Below are 13,449 nucleotides of genomic sequence, written 5' to 3'. Positions count from 1 at the left end.
GCTTGCCGACGGGCGCTACACCGCCGGGTTCCGCCCCAACCATCTCGAGATCATCAGCCACACCCCCGAGGCGATGAAATTCACCGCCACGCTGCAGGTGACCGAGCTCACCGGGTCCGAAACCTTCGTGCATCTCGACCATCACGGCGAGCGCTGGGTCGGGCTGATCCACGGCGTGCACGAGCTGACGCTGGGCGCCGATCTCGATGTCTGGCTCGACCCGCGCCACGTCTACGTCTTCGGCGAGGACGGCGCGCTGGTCGCCCCCGCCGCCTACGCGCTCGCAGCCTGAGGGAAAGAGGACCATGGCCAAGATCACGCTCGACAACCTCGCCCACAGCTACAAGCCCAACCCGGCGACCGAGGACGATTACGCGCTCAAGGAGCTCAACCACGACTGGGTCGATGGCGAGGCCTACGCGCTGCTTGGCTCCTCGGGCTGCGGCAAGTCCACGCTGCTCAACATCATCTCGGGGCTGCTCACGCCCTCGCAGGGGCGCATCCTGTTCGACGGCAAGGACGTGACCCACGCGCCCACCGCCGCGCGCAACATCGCGCAGGTGTTCCAGTTCCCGGTGGTCTACGACACCATGACGGTGCACGACAATCTCGCCTTCCCGCTGCGCAACCGTGGCCGCGACGAGGCCTATGTGGCCGAGCGGGTCAACGAGATCGCCCGGATGATCGGCATGGAGCACATGCTGCGCCGCAAGGCGCGCGGGCTCGGCGCCGATGAGAAACAGAAGATCAGCCTCGGGCGCGGCATGGTGCGCAAGGACGTCAACGCGCTGCTCTTCGACGAGCCGCTGACGGTGATCGACCCGCACATGAAGTGGGAGCTGCGCACCCAGCTCAAGAAGCTGCACCACGAGTTCGGCCACACGATGATCTACGTCACCCACGACCAGACCGAGGCGCTGACCTTCGCCGACAAGGTGGTGGTGATGTATGACGGTCGCGTGGTGCAGATCGGCACGCCGGAAGAGCTTTTCGAGCGTCCCGAGCACACCTTCGTGGGCTATTTCATCGGCTCGCCGGGGATGAACGTGATCCCGGCCCGTGTCGAGGGCGCGACCGCCCATGTCGGCGGCGCCGAGATCGCGCTGGGGCAAGGTTATGGCGCGCTTTCCGGCAAGGTCGAGATCGGCATCCGCCCGGAGTTTGCCCGCCTGTCGCAGAGCGAGGGCCTGCCGGTGAAGGTGCGCCGGGTCGAGGATGTGGGCCGGCACAAGATCATCCGCGCCGACATGTTCGGGCAGGAGATCAACATCATCGCCGGCGAGGACGAGCGCATCAGCCCCGACATGAACCGCGTGGCCTTCGATCCCGCGCAGGTCAATGTCTACGCCGATGACTGGCGCGTGAAGGGGGCAGCCGCGTGATGCAGCACTCCTTCTTCGCCGTCATCCTCGGGCTTGACCCGAGGACCTCAATTTCAACGCGCGCCCTTCCGGCACGAGATCCTCGGGTCGGGCCCGAGGATGACAGCGCGACCCGTCACACCGGGGGACACACCCAATGAACAAGACCGTCAATCAGAAAGCCTGGTTCCTCGTGCTGCCGGTGCTGATCCTCGTGGCCTTCTCGGCGGTGATCCCGCTGATGACCGTGGTCAACTACTCGGTGCAGGACACCTTCGGCAACAACCAGTTCTTCTGGGCCGGGCTCGAATGGTTCGAGGAGATGCTGCACGACGACCGCATGTGGAACGCGCTCAAGCGGCAGCTGCTGTTCTCGGGCATCATCCTCGCCATCGAGATCCCGCTGGGCATCTTCGTGGCGCTCAACATGCCGAAATCCGGCTTCTGGTCGAGCTTCTGCCTGGTGCTGATGTCGCTACCGCTGCTGATCCCGTGGAACGTTGTCGGCACGATCTGGCAGATCTTCGGCCGTGTCGATATCGGCCTGCTGGGCTATGTGCTCGACAAGCTCGGCGTGGATTACAACTACACGCAGGACACGCTCGACGCCTGGATCACCATCATCGTGATGGATGTCTGGCACTGGACCTCGCTGGTGGCGCTGCTGGCCTTCGCCGGGCTCAAGTCGATCCCCGACGCCTATTACCAGGCCGCCAAGATCGACCAGGCCAGCCGCTGGAAGGTGTTCCGCTATATCGAGCTGCCCAAGATGATGGGCGTGCTGATGATCGCCATCCTGCTGCGCTTCATGGACAGCTTCATGATCTACACCGAGCCCTTCGTGGTCACCGGGGGCGGCCCCGGCAACGCCACCACGCTGCTCTCCATCGACCTCGTGAAGATGGCGCTGGGGCAGTTCGACCTCGGCCCGGCGGCGGCGTTCTCGCTGATGTATTTCCTCGTGATCCTGCTGATCAGCTGGGTGTTCTACACCGTCATGGTCAATCTCGACAAAAAGGGGATGTAAGATGACCGACGCGACCATTCCCGAAACCCTCACCGCCGGCGGCGAGACCACCCGCAAGCGCGCCCGCGTCAACAAGAGCGCGCTGGTAATGGGGCTTTACCTGCTCTTCCTGATGCTACCGATCTACTGGCTGCTCAACATGAGCCTTAAGACCAATGCCGAGATCCTCAACGATTTCACCCTGTTCCCGCGCGATCTGACGCTCGACAACTACCGCACGATCCTCACCGATCCGAGCTGGTACATGGGCTATGTCAACTCGCTGATCTACGTGGTGATGAACACGGTGATCTCGCTCCTGGTGGCGCTGCCGGCGGCCTATGCCTTCTCGCGCTACAGCTTCATGGGCGACAAGCACCTGTTCTTCTGGCTGCTGACCAACCGCATGGCGCCACCGGCGGTGTTCGCGCTGCCGTTCTTCCAGCTCTATTCCTCGGTCGGTCTCTTCGACACCCATATCGCGGTGGCGCTGGCGCATTGCCTGTTCAACGTGCCGCTGGCGGTGTGGATCCTCGAGGGCTTCATGCGCGGCGTGCCCAAGGAGATCGACGAGACCGCCTATATCGACGGCTATTCCTTCGGCAGCTTCTTCGTGAAGATCTTCATGCCGCTGATTGCGTCCGGCATCGGCGTGGCGGCGTTCTTCTGCTTCATGTTCTCCTGGGTCGAGCTGCTGCTGTCTCGCACCCTGACCACGGTCGACGCCAAGCCCATCGCCGCGATCATGACCCGCACGCAGGGCGCCTCGGGGATCGACTGGGGCGTGCTGGCGGCGGCGGGGATCCTGACCATCGTGCCGGGTGCCCTCGTGATCTACTTCGTGCGCAACTACATCGCCAAGGGCTTCGCCCTGGGGAGGGTGTGATGACGGCCTTCACGAAGGCGCGCATGCGCCAGGCCCGACCTCGGGAGGGCGGCGGCGTCGCCTGTGCCGCGGTGGCACTCCAAAGCACCCCTGCCACGCGCGCATTCATCGACCCAACAAAGGCCCTCCCGGGGGGGAGGTCGGGCCTGGCGCATGCGCGCCGGTTACACCCGATGGCCAGCCTTCAAGAGGAGACCTGACATGGACTGGATGGCATGGACCTGGCCGACCGCGATCTTCTTCATGGTGATCGCCTCGCTGCTGATCGTCTTCACGATCCTCGCGATCAAGTTCCCGGAAACGCCCCGCGTCGGCGTGCTCAGGATCGAGACCACGCGTGGCGACCGGCTCTTCATCACGCTTCTGGGCAGCGCCTTCATCAACCTCGCCTGGCTGGGCCTTGTCGGAGCCGACACCCAGCCCTGGGCGATGGCGGTCTGCCTCGCCTATGCCGCGGCGGTGTTCCGCTGGGTCTAGGCACCTGAGACGACCGGGGCACGCGGCAGGAGACCGCCCGCCCCGGAACAAGACAAACCAAGTTCAAACTAGGGAGGACCACATGAACTTGACCCTGAAATCGACCACCGCGCTGGCGCTCGCGCTCAGCCTCACGGGGGGCGCAGCCTTTGCGGGGATGGACGAGGCCCGCGCCTTCCTCGATGCCGAGATCGGCGACATGTCGGTGCTGACCCGCGAAGAGCAGGAAGCCGAGATGCAATGGTTCGTCGATGCCGCCAAGCAATTCGAGGGCATGGACATCAAGGTGGTCTCCGAAACCATCACCACGCATGAATACGAAAGCCAGGTTCTGGCCAAGGCGTTCAGCGAAATCACCGGCATCAACGTCACCCACGACCTGATCGGCGAAGGCGACGTGGTCGAGAAGCTGCAGACGCAGATGCAGTCGGGCGAAAACATCTACGACGCCTATATCAACGACAGCGACCTGATCGGCACCCACTGGCGCTACCAGCAGGCCCGCAACCTGACCGACTGGATGGCCAACGAGGGCGCCGACGTGACCTCGCCGACGCTGGATCTCGACGATTACATCGGCACCCAGTTCACCACCGCCCCCGACGGCAAGCTCTACCAGCTGCCCGACCAGCAATTCGCCAACCTCTACTGGTTCCGCTACGACTGGTTCAACGACGAGAAGAACCAGGCCGACTTCAAGGAGGCCTATGGCTACGATCTCGGTGTGCCGGTGAACTGGTCCGCCTACGAGGACATCGCCGAGTTCTTCACCGGTCGCGACCTGTCGCATATGGGTGTCGATACCGAGGTCTATGGCAACATGGATTACGGCAAGAAGGACCCCTCGCTCGGCTGGCGCTACACCGATGCGTGGCTGTCGATGGCCGGCGCCGGATCGAAGGGCGAACCCAACGGCCTGCCGGTCGACGAATGGGGCATCCGGGTCAACGAGAACTCGCAGCCGGTGGGCTCCTGCGTCGCCCGTGGCGGCGCCACCAACGGCCCCGCAGCCGTCTATGCCATCACCAAGGCGATCGAGTGGCTCGAGAAATACACCCCGCCCGCCGCGGCCGGCATGACCTTCTCCGAGGCCGGCCCGGTCCCGGCGCAGGGCAGCATCGCGCAGCAGATGTTCTGGTACACCGCCTTCACCGCCGACATGGTCGGTGACGGCGCCGCCGCGGTGCTGAACGAGGACGGCACGCCCAAGTGGCGCATGGCCCCCTCGCCACACGGCGTCTACTGGGAGGAAGGCACCAAGATCGGCTACCAGGACGTGGGCTCCTGGACGCTGATGAAGTCGACCCCCGAGGATCGCGCCAAGGCGGCCTGGCTCTATGCCCAGTTCGTCACCTCCAAGACCGTGGACGTGAAGAAGGCCCATGTCGGCCTGACCTTCATCCGCGAGTCGACGATTCAGCACGAGAGCTTCACCGAGCGCGCCCCGATGCTGGGCGGCCTCGTGGAATTCTACCGCTCGCCCGCGCGCACCGCGTGGTCGCCGACCGGCACCAACGTCCCGGACTACCCCAAGCTCGCGCAGCTCTGGTGGCAGAACATCGGCGACGCCATGTCGGGTGCCAAGACCCCGCAGGAAGCGCTTGATGCGCTCTGCGCCGACCAGGAGCGCGTCATGGAGCGCCTCGAGCGCGCCGGCATCCAGGGCGATATCGGCCCGGTGATGAACGACGAGCAGGATCCCGAGTACTGGCTGAGCCAGGAAGGCTCGCCCAAGGCCAAGCTCGAGAACGAGGACGAAGAGCCCAAGACCGTCTCCTATGACGAGCTGATCAAGTCCTGGCAGTAAGCCAGCGTTTGGCCGGTGCCCGTCCGGGCGCCGGTCCCGACAGCATCGGGCCGCGCCTTCGGGCGCGGCCCTTTTCGTTTGGCGGAAGGCGCACAGGCCCCTGCCGCCTACTCCGAGGTCGGCGCGCGCCGCGCTCGATCCCCGCACGGCTTGTCGCTGAAAACGAAGGCCCGAGGCCGCAAAAGGAAAGGGCCGCAGCGTCTCCGCCACGGCCCCCTCTTTCATCTCAGCCAGAACGCTCAGTGGGTGCTACCCGCCTCGCGCACCGCCGCCACGTCGGCGGCGCTCACGGCGGAGGCGTCGTTGCCCCACGCCCCGCGCAGCCAGGTCGCGAGCTCGGCCACCTCGTCATCCGACATGCGGTCGGCATAGCCCTGCATCCGCAGCGTCATCGGACGCTTGGCGGTCGAGGGCACCTCGGCCCCGTTCAGGATCACCGAGATCAGCGGCTTGGTTTCCGAGCCCACCACCAGCGAGTTGGCCTGGAGCTCGGGGAAGATCTCCGGCGCGCCTTTGCCGGTGGCGAAGTGGCAGCCGATGCAGTTGTCGGTGTAGAGACGCGCACCGAGCGGCATGTCGGGATCGGCCGAGGCCAGCATCTCCGCCGTCGTCGCACCGGCGCTATCCGCCCCCGGCACCTCGAGCGAACCCGAGGCCACGGCGAAGCTCTCCGGCAGGTCCACCGCGTCGCCGTCGATGCCCTTGAGGAAAGCGGCCATGGCGAGGTTGTCCTCGTCGGTCAGCTTCTGCAGCGAGTGCTCGACCACCAGACCCATCTCGCCATTGGCGGTGGAATGGGCGTTGCGGCCGGTGGCAAGATAGGCGGCAAGCTCGCCCACCGACCACTTGGAGAGGTCCGTGCCCTTACCGCGCAGCGCCGGGGCGTTCCAGCCGTCGATCACGCCACCCGCGAGGAAGCTGTCCTCGTCGGCGGTTACGCCGTCCTGCGCCATGAACACGCTGCGCGGGCTGTGGCAGGCGGCGCAGTGGCCCGGCCCCTCGACGAGGTACTGGCCGCGGTCCTGCAGCTCCGACACATCCGCCGGGGTGAAGCCCGGACCATGGGTCAGCGCCAGCCAGTTCCACGCCCGGATGCCGAAACGCAGGTTGAACGGGAAGCTGAGCTCGGTTTCCGGCACCTCGTTCGAGACCGGCTCGACCTCGGTCATGATGTATTCGTAGAGGGCGCGAACGTCCTCTTCGGTCATCAGCCGGTAGTTCTCGTAGGGCATCGCCGGGTAGAGATGGGTGCCGTCGGGCTCGAGCCCGTCGATCATCGCGGCACGGAACTCGGGATAGCTCCAGTCGCCGATCCCGGTCTCGGGATCGGGGGTGATGTTGGTCGACCAGATGGTGCCCATCGGGCTGGCAATGGCGCGACCGCCGGCGAGGCTCTCGCCGTCATCGGAGGTGTGGCAGGCGACGCAGTCCGAGGCGTGCAGGACGTATTCGCCCTGCCCCTCTGCCGGCTCCCAGTCGGCGGCAAGCTGCTGCGCCGGCTCGGTGCGCTGCACCGGCACGAAGATAAAGGCCAGAAGGGCCACGACGCCCAGGACCACGAGGCCCGCGACGATGCGGAGAAGGGTTTTCATCGAAATTCTCCTCAGACCAGCGGACGCGGGTTGGACAGGTACTGGGTGCGGATGGCGTTCACCGTGTGATAGGCCAGAGCACCGACAAGGCCGGTCGGGTTGTACTGGGTGTTCTGCACGAAGTTGCCCGCGCCCATGGCGAAGACGTTGTGCGCCTTCCAGCTCTGAGAGTAGCGGTTGACCGCGCCGTCCTGCGCATTCTCCGACATGATGTGGCCGCCGGTGTTGTGGGTGGTCTGGTAGGGCCGCACGTCATACATCGCGCCCTCTCCCTTGAACGACGCCTGCATCAGGTCAGGGCTCATCGAGGCCGCCAGCGGCTCCATCTTCGACTTCATGAACTGGTTCATCTTCAGGTCGTTGTCCTGCCAGTTGAACGTCATCCGCATCAGCGGCCGGCCATGCCGGTCGGTGTAGGTCGGGTCGAGGTCGAGGTGGTTGTTGGCATAGGACATGTGCGAGCCGTGCGAGCCGATCGACATGGCGTGGCCGTAGTTCTCGCCGATCGCCTGTTTCCAGCCCGCGCCCCAGCTCGGCGTGCCCTTGGGCAGCGGCATGTTGCGGATCGGCTGGCCGTTGAACGTTCCCGAGCGCCAGTAGGAGCCACCGATGAAGCCCTCCGCGCCGAAATCGTTCTGCGAAATCGAGAAATCATCGATGCAGATGCCGTTTGCGCCATGGCCGACGAAGGGATTGAATTCCTCGTCGCGGAAGAACATCGTGACGCCGCCGTTCATCTGGTAGGCGTAGTTCTTGCCCAGCGTGCCCTCGCCGGTCAGCGGGTTGTAGGCCTCGCCCAGACCCGAAAGCAGCATCAGGTGCACGTTGTTGAGCTGATAGCTCGACAGGATGACGATGTCGGCGGGCTGGAAGACCTCTTCCTGCGCCACGTCATCCCAGTAGGTGACGCCGGTCGCGGTCTGGCCATCTGCCGCCAGTTCCACGCGCAGCACCTCGGACTGGGTGCGATACTCGAAATTCGGGTAGCGCTTGAGCGCGCCGAGGATCGCCGTCTGCGGCGAGGATTTCGAATACTGATAGCAGCCGTAGCGCTCGCAGAAGCCGCAGAAGTTACATGGCCCCATCTGCATCCCGTAAGGGTTCACATAGGCGGTCGAGGCGATGCCCGCCGGTGCCTGGAACGGGTGGTAGCCCATCGCGGCCGCCGCGTCGCGGAACTTTGAGCTGTCATAGGTCGTCGGCATCGGCGGCATCGGGTAGTCTTCCGAGCGCCAGCCCTCGAACGGGTTGCCGCCCTCGCGGATCTCGCCGTTGAGGTTGCCGGCATAGCCCGAGATGCCCGCGACTTTCTCGAAGCGGGTGAAGAACGGCTCGAGCTCGTCATAGCTTACCGGGTAGTCGCCAAGGTTCATGCCCTCGGGGATGATCTCCTCGCCCCAGTTCTCGATCACGTGGCTGCGCAGCTTGAGCTCGACCTCCTGCGGTCGCCAGTTGAGGCCGTTCCAGTGGGTGCCGGCGCCGCCGACGCCGTTGCCGGGCAGGAAGGAGCCGAGCTGGCGATAGGGCAGCGCGGTCTCGCCCCCATCACGGCGCACGGTCACGGTCTGCTGCGAGGGTTTCTGCATCATCTTCAGACGGACGCCGTATTTCAGCTCGTCGATCTGCTGCGGGTATTCGAAATTCGGGACGGTGTTCTGGTCATGGCCGCGCTCGAGCGCGACGATGTCGAGCCCTTCCTGCGCCAGCTCGATGCCTGCGATCGAGCCGGTCCAGCCGAGGCCGACGATGACCACGTCCTTCTTCTTTTCCTGACGTGCCATGGTTTATGCCCTTTCGCCGCTGATCGAGACCGGACCGAGCGGGTATTTCTCGTTGTGGCGTTCGGGCCAGGCGCGATAGGCCGCGCGGGCGCCCGGGAAGCCGATATAGACCCAAGCCTGCATCTCGTGGTTGCCGCCGTATTGCGGGTCCGCGAAATAGCCTTCCTTGGTGTTGGCCAGCAGGATGGTGAAGAAGTCGCGCAGCTCGGACACGAACCCGACATCGCCGTTCTGAAGCGAGGTCAGCGCGGCGTCCTGCTGCTCGGAGGTGAGCGCCGCGAAGGCTGCGCCGTGGGTCTCTTCGCACCAGGCGTCGAAGGCGGGGATCGCCTGACGGTAGATCTCGGCCGGGCTCAGCGGGGTCTGCCAGCCACGGGCGGGCTCGGCATCGGGATCGTGCGGGCCTTGCATGTACCAGTCGTCAGCGCTGCCGTAATCGCCGGCAAGCTGGAGGTCGATGAAGACGGGCACGCGGGCCTCGATGGCGCCGGGGCCGTCGCCGTCGGAGGGGATCAGCCGCGCGGTCGCGGCCATCACGAAGGCCCACTCATCGGCGCTCAGGTAAGAGCGGTCGTAGTCATCGAGGGGAACGGGGGGTGTGGTCTCCTGCGCTTTCGCTTGGGCGGCCAGACCGGAGAGAGCGACACCCGCCGCAGACGCCTTGAGGAAATTGCGTCGGCTCGGGTATCCGGGGAGATCGGTCATGTAGAATGTCCTGCCGGTATGGGTGGAACGTATGTGCGCTAACAATGCACTGGCCCGGACCTAGGGCGCGGCAGGATGCCGCGCAAGCGCGGGGCCGGGCTTGCAGCGCTGCGACGCGGCCCCAACGGGCGCTCATGAGGGCGCACACAGAAATGTGAGATCCGTCAGAAGGTTATGAAAGGGCCTTAATATTATAGCCCGTTCGGTCACATCATGTCGCCCGTTCGTGCGATATGAACGCCCGATCGATAAATATTCGCACATACGATGTGCAATTTTGCGGTAGTCCAGAGCGCGCCTCTTCGGGCAGCGACCACACGTGTGCCGGCAGCTCGGCATGGCTGACCGAGCGGCGGCCGCCTCTCGGCGACGCCTCCGCCCCACGGGTGGTGTGCTACCGCGGCCTCCTCTCGACAGCGTCGTTTGAGAGCATGCCCAATCGTTGAGCGGCGCCTTCCGGAACGCTGGCCAGCCTAGAGCCGCTCGGATCCGAAACGCTACCGTAGGGTCAACCTCGAACCACGCCCAAAAGCCCAGAGCCGCCCAATATTAAAGCATAATTCATCAGGGAAACTACGTAGTCGCGCCAGCAAACTGGCAGACCAAGTTTACGCCATGCACGCACAGCAAAGCGGGTCTGCAGCGTCGTGTGTTGAACGACTCGGGAGGATCCTCCAAATGTACTTCAACGAACATTGAAAGATGTTCAGCAAGTTTCCTGAGGCTCTCTCCTCCTCCCTGAGCCTGGGAATCAGCGGCGACCCTCTCTCCTCCTCCCTGAGGGTCGCCGCGCCTCCCCCTCCTCCCCCATCCCCACACGGAAGAAGCGGAAGACGCGGCATCTCGTCAGCTGTAGCTCTCGCGCAGCTGGTTCTTCTGCACCTTGCCCATGGTGTTGCGCGGCAGCGCGTCGATCATCTCGTAACGCTGCGGATGCTTGAAGCGCGCCAGCGCGCCCTTCACCGTCGCGGCAATGGCATCGAGATCCGGGGTCGCGCCGGGCTCGGCCACCACCAGCGCCAGCGGCGTCTCTCCGAAATCCGCGTGCGGGATGCCGATGACCGCCGATTCCAGCACGCCCGGCTGGTCGTCGATCACCATCTCGATTTCCTTGGGATAGATGTTGTAGCCGCCCGAGATGATCAGGTCCTTGTTGCGGCCGACGATCTGCACATAGCCATCCGCATCGAGCGTGCCGAGATCGCCGGTGATGAAGAAGCCGTCCGCGCGCAGCTCCTCGGCGGTCTTCTCCGGCATCTTCCAGTAGCCCTTGAAGACGTTCGGACCGCGCACCTCGATCTGGCCCACCTCGCCCTGCGCGACCTCCTCGCCGGTCTCGGGATTGGTGATCTTGAGCTCGACCCCGGGCAGCGGGAAGCCCACCGTGCCGGCGCGGCGCTCGCCGTCATAAGGGTTGGAGGTGTTCATGTTGGTTTCGGTCATGCCGTAGCGCTCGAGGATGCGGTGCCCGGTGCGGGCCTCGAACTTCTCGTGCGTGTCCGACAGCAAGGGCGCCGAGCCCGACACGAAGAGCCGCATGTGCTGCGCCAGCTCGCGGGTAAAGCGCGGATCGTCGAGCAGCCGAGTATAGAAGGTCGGCACCCCCATCATCGAGGTCGCCTTCGGCATCCACTCGATCAGCTGGTCGATGTCGAGCTTCGGCAGGAAGATCATCGCCCCGCCCGCCAGAAGCATGATGTTCGACGCCACGAAGAGCCCGTGGGTGTGGAAGATCGGCAGCGCGTGCAGCAGCACGTCGTCCTTGGTGAAGCGCCAGTGCTCGACCAGCGTCTCGGCGTTCGACAGCAGGTTGTTCTGCGTCAGCATCGCCCCCTTGGAGCGCCCGGTGGTGCCCGAGGTGTAGAGGAAGGCCGCGAGATCCTCGCCATCGCGCTCCACGGTCTCGAAGCTCTCGGGCTTGCCGGCGGCGGCGTCGCTGAGACTGCCCGAGCCATCGGCATCGAGCGTCAGAAGCTGCGCCCCGAGCCCCTCGGCCACCGGGCGCAGCCCGGCCTCGCGTTTCGTCCCGCAGACCACCAGCGACGCACCGCTGTTCTCGATGAAATAGGTCAGCTCCTCGACGGTGTAGCCGGTGTTGAGCGGCAGGAAGACCACGCCGGCCTGAACGCAGGCGGCATAGAGCGCCAGCGCCTCGGGCGACTTGTCGACCTGCGCCGCCAGACGGTCGCCGGGGGCGACGCCGAGATCGGCGATGACATGGGCGAAGCGCGCCGCGAGGCCAAGGAAATCCGCATGGCTCAGCACGCGGCCATCGGCCAGCATCAGGAACGGGGTGGTCTGTCCGGCATGGGCTCCGAAGAGGCGGTCATACAGCGGGTTCGGCATGGATCTGGCTCCTATCCGAAGGATTTTTCAGCGGTCGCGGCCTGCGAGCGGATCTCGGGCGAGGCCGCGATCTGGTAGGAGGCTGCGAAATGTTCGTGGTTCTGCGACACGCGCGCGAGGTCGTAAAGGTAGTTCACCATCACGCCGCCCGACTGGGCCATGCCCTTGTCGGAGGTATCGGCGCGGGCATGGACCTTGTGAACCAGCGCGCCGTTGCCGAGGTGGAAGCGGGCGACCGGGTCCTGCGGGGCGCCGTTGCCGCGCCGCGCATGGGTCAGGTAATAGGCCGCGAGCTGCATCATCCTGGCGTCATCCGCCGGGTCATGGGCGTGGCCCTCGGCCTCGAGCCAGCGGGAGAAGCCCGGGATCGGCGACAAGGTGACGAAGGTGCTCAGCTGCGGCAGCTCGAGCGCGAGATCGGCGGCCACCTGCTTGATCAGCGAATTGCCGAAGGAGATGCTCGCCAGCCCCGACTGGCAGTTCGAGATCGAGTAGAACACCGCTGTGTCGGCCTCCTGCGGCGCGATCTTGTCGCGCTCCTCGGCCAGCAGGGTCTGGATCGAGCCCGGCACGCCCTTGGTCAGCGCCACCTCGACGAAGATCAGCGGCTCGTCGGGCATCGCCGGGTGGAAGAAGGCAAAGCAGCGCCGGTCGTCCGGCTCGAGCCTGCGGCGCAGGTCGTCCCAGCTGTCGATGGCGTGCACCGCCTCGTAGGCGATGATCTTCTCGAGGATCTGCGCCGGGCTGTCCCAGTTCATCGGGCGCAGCACGAGAAAGCCTCGGTTGAACCAGCTCGCAAACAGGTGCCGGAAGTCGAGATCCAGCGCCTGCAGCGTGTCGTCCCCCTTGCTCAGGCGCAGCAGGTCGGCGCGCATCTGCACCAGCGCCTGCGTCGCCCCCGGCACCTGGTTGAGCCTGCGGATCAGCTCCTGCCGCGGCGGCTCGGAGGCCTCCATGAAGGCGCGGTAGCTCGACTTGCTCTGGCCCTGCTCATAGGCGTCGAGCGCGCTGCGCACCGCCTCGGCGTCGATGGTCATGTCCTGCGCCAGATGCCGGAAGAAGGCGATCTTGGCGTCGTCGTCCATGCCCTCGTAGCGCTCGAGGATGCTGCGCGCCACGGTCTGGCCCGAGACCTCGCCCGAGGCACCGATAAGATCGGAGGTCAGCGCCTCGAGCGGGCGGTTGTCGGGCTTGGCGCTGCCGCCGATGCGGTAGCGGCGCTCGAACACGGTCGAGAGAAGGTCGGCGAGAATGGTCATAGCGCGACCCCCATCACCAGGTCGGGCAGCCAGGTGGCGAGGCCGGGGAACAGGCACAGCAGCACGATCGCCAGCACCATGCAGGCCACGAAGGGCAGCGAGCCCACGAGGATGGTGCGCAGCGAGATGTCGGGCGCGATGCCGTTGATGACGTAGAGGTTGAGGCCGACCGGGGGCGAGATCAGGCCGATCTCCATGTTGATGGTCAGCACCACGGCGAACCAGATCG

The 13,449-nt window shown here is 65.4% G+C and carries 12 protein-coding genes; 6 read left to right on the top strand and 6 right to left on the bottom strand.

The annotated features are described in order from the left end of the window. The 6 genes from AC6RA4_RS16275 to AC6RA4_RS16250 all read left to right on the top strand — a co-directional run. Positions 1-292 (top strand): TOBE domain-containing protein (locus tag AC6RA4_RS16275; protein ID WP_500162103.1); only part of this gene is annotated, 292 nt, incomplete at its 5' end. A 13-nt stretch (positions 293-305) separates the two neighbouring features. Beyond that, positions 306-1,382: an ABC transporter ATP-binding protein gene (locus tag AC6RA4_RS16270; RefSeq protein WP_500162101.1), complete on the top strand. Its 1,077-nt coding sequence runs from the start codon at positions 306-308 to the stop codon at positions 1,380-1,382. Positions 1,383-1,518: 136 nt separating this feature from the next. Beyond that, positions 1,519-2,388, top strand: a complete 870-nt coding sequence (locus AC6RA4_RS16265) for a carbohydrate ABC transporter permease (RefSeq protein WP_222604406.1) — start codon at positions 1,519-1,521, stop codon at positions 2,386-2,388. A gap of 1 nt (position 2,389) precedes the next feature. Beyond that, positions 2,390-3,253, top strand: coding sequence for a carbohydrate ABC transporter permease (locus tag AC6RA4_RS16260; RefSeq protein WP_500162099.1), 864 nt, complete (start codon positions 2,390-2,392; stop codon positions 3,251-3,253). A gap of 201 nt (positions 3,254-3,454) precedes the next feature. Beyond that, entirely contained in the window at positions 3,455-3,730 is a 276-nt protein-coding gene (locus AC6RA4_RS16255) for a DUF2160 domain-containing protein (RefSeq protein WP_500162097.1), read from the top strand. Positions 3,731-3,812: 82 nt separating this feature from the next. Further along, positions 3,813-5,537 (top strand): ABC transporter substrate-binding protein, encoded by a 1,725-nt coding sequence (locus AC6RA4_RS16250; protein ID WP_500162095.1) that lies wholly within the window; start codon positions 3,813-3,815, stop codon positions 5,535-5,537. Positions 5,538-5,776: 239 nt separating this feature from the next. Here the strand turns inward: AC6RA4_RS16250 and AC6RA4_RS16245 are convergent, their stop codons facing one another. The 6 genes from AC6RA4_RS16245 to AC6RA4_RS16220 all read right to left on the bottom strand — a co-directional run. Continuing rightward, positions 5,777-7,129, bottom strand: a complete 1,353-nt coding sequence (locus AC6RA4_RS16245; RefSeq protein ID WP_500162093.1) for a cytochrome c — start codon at positions 7,127-7,129, stop codon at positions 5,777-5,779. Between the two features lie 11 nt (positions 7,130-7,140). Next, a complete protein-coding gene (locus AC6RA4_RS16240) occupies positions 7,141-8,910 on the bottom strand; it encodes a GMC family oxidoreductase (RefSeq protein ID WP_500162091.1) in 1,770 nt (589 codons plus the stop codon). A 3-nt stretch (positions 8,911-8,913) separates the two neighbouring features. Then, a complete protein-coding gene (locus AC6RA4_RS16235) occupies positions 8,914-9,615 on the bottom strand; it encodes a gluconate 2-dehydrogenase subunit 3 family protein (protein ID WP_500162089.1) in 702 nt (233 codons plus the stop codon). 846 nt (positions 9,616-10,461) lie between these two features. Next, positions 10,462-11,961: a malonate--CoA ligase gene (locus tag AC6RA4_RS16230; RefSeq protein ID WP_500162087.1), complete on the bottom strand. Its 1,500-nt coding sequence runs from the start codon at positions 11,959-11,961 to the stop codon at positions 10,462-10,464. Between the two features lie 11 nt (positions 11,962-11,972). Further along, positions 11,973-13,220, bottom strand: a complete 1,248-nt coding sequence (locus AC6RA4_RS16225) for a malonyl-CoA decarboxylase (protein WP_500162085.1) — start codon at positions 13,218-13,220, stop codon at positions 11,973-11,975. Further along, positions 13,217-13,449, bottom strand: a 233-nt coding sequence (locus tag AC6RA4_RS16220) for a TRAP transporter large permease subunit (protein ID WP_500162084.1), incomplete at its 5' end; no start/stop codon positions are given. The genes AC6RA4_RS16225 and AC6RA4_RS16220, both read right to left, overlap by 4 nt.

This window comes from Salipiger sp., assembly GCF_059781815.1.
The sequence above is the reverse complement of the archived record's forward strand: the minus strand, read 5'-3'. Positions and strand labels throughout refer to the sequence as shown.

Coding starts and splice junctions, on each gene's coding strand:
- AC6RA4_RS16245 (WP_500162093.1), bottom strand. CDS start 7,129: ATGAAAACCCTTCTCCGCATCGTCGCGGGCCTCGTGGTCCTGGGCGTC.
- AC6RA4_RS16270 (WP_500162101.1), top strand. CDS start 306: ATGGCCAAGATCACGCTCGACAACCTCGCCCACAGCTACAAGCCCAAC.
- AC6RA4_RS16250 (WP_500162095.1), top strand. CDS start 3,813: ATGAACTTGACCCTGAAATCGACCACCGCGCTGGCGCTCGCGCTCAGC.
- AC6RA4_RS16260 (WP_500162099.1), top strand. CDS start 2,390: ATGACCGACGCGACCATTCCCGAAACCCTCACCGCCGGCGGCGAGACC.
- AC6RA4_RS16255 (WP_500162097.1), top strand. CDS start 3,455: ATGGACTGGATGGCATGGACCTGGCCGACCGCGATCTTCTTCATGGTG.
- AC6RA4_RS16230 (WP_500162087.1), bottom strand. CDS start 11,961: ATGCCGAACCCGCTGTATGACCGCCTCTTCGGAGCCCATGCCGGACAG.
- AC6RA4_RS16240 (WP_500162091.1), bottom strand. CDS start 8,910: ATGGCACGTCAGGAAAAGAAGAAGGACGTGGTCATCGTCGGCCTCGGC.
- AC6RA4_RS16265 (WP_222604406.1), top strand. CDS start 1,519: ATGAACAAGACCGTCAATCAGAAAGCCTGGTTCCTCGTGCTGCCGGTG.
- AC6RA4_RS16235 (WP_500162089.1), bottom strand. CDS start 9,615: ATGACCGATCTCCCCGGATACCCGAGCCGACGCAATTTCCTCAAGGCG.
- AC6RA4_RS16225 (WP_500162085.1), bottom strand. CDS start 13,220: ATGACCATTCTCGCCGACCTTCTCTCGACCGTGTTCGAGCGCCGCTAC.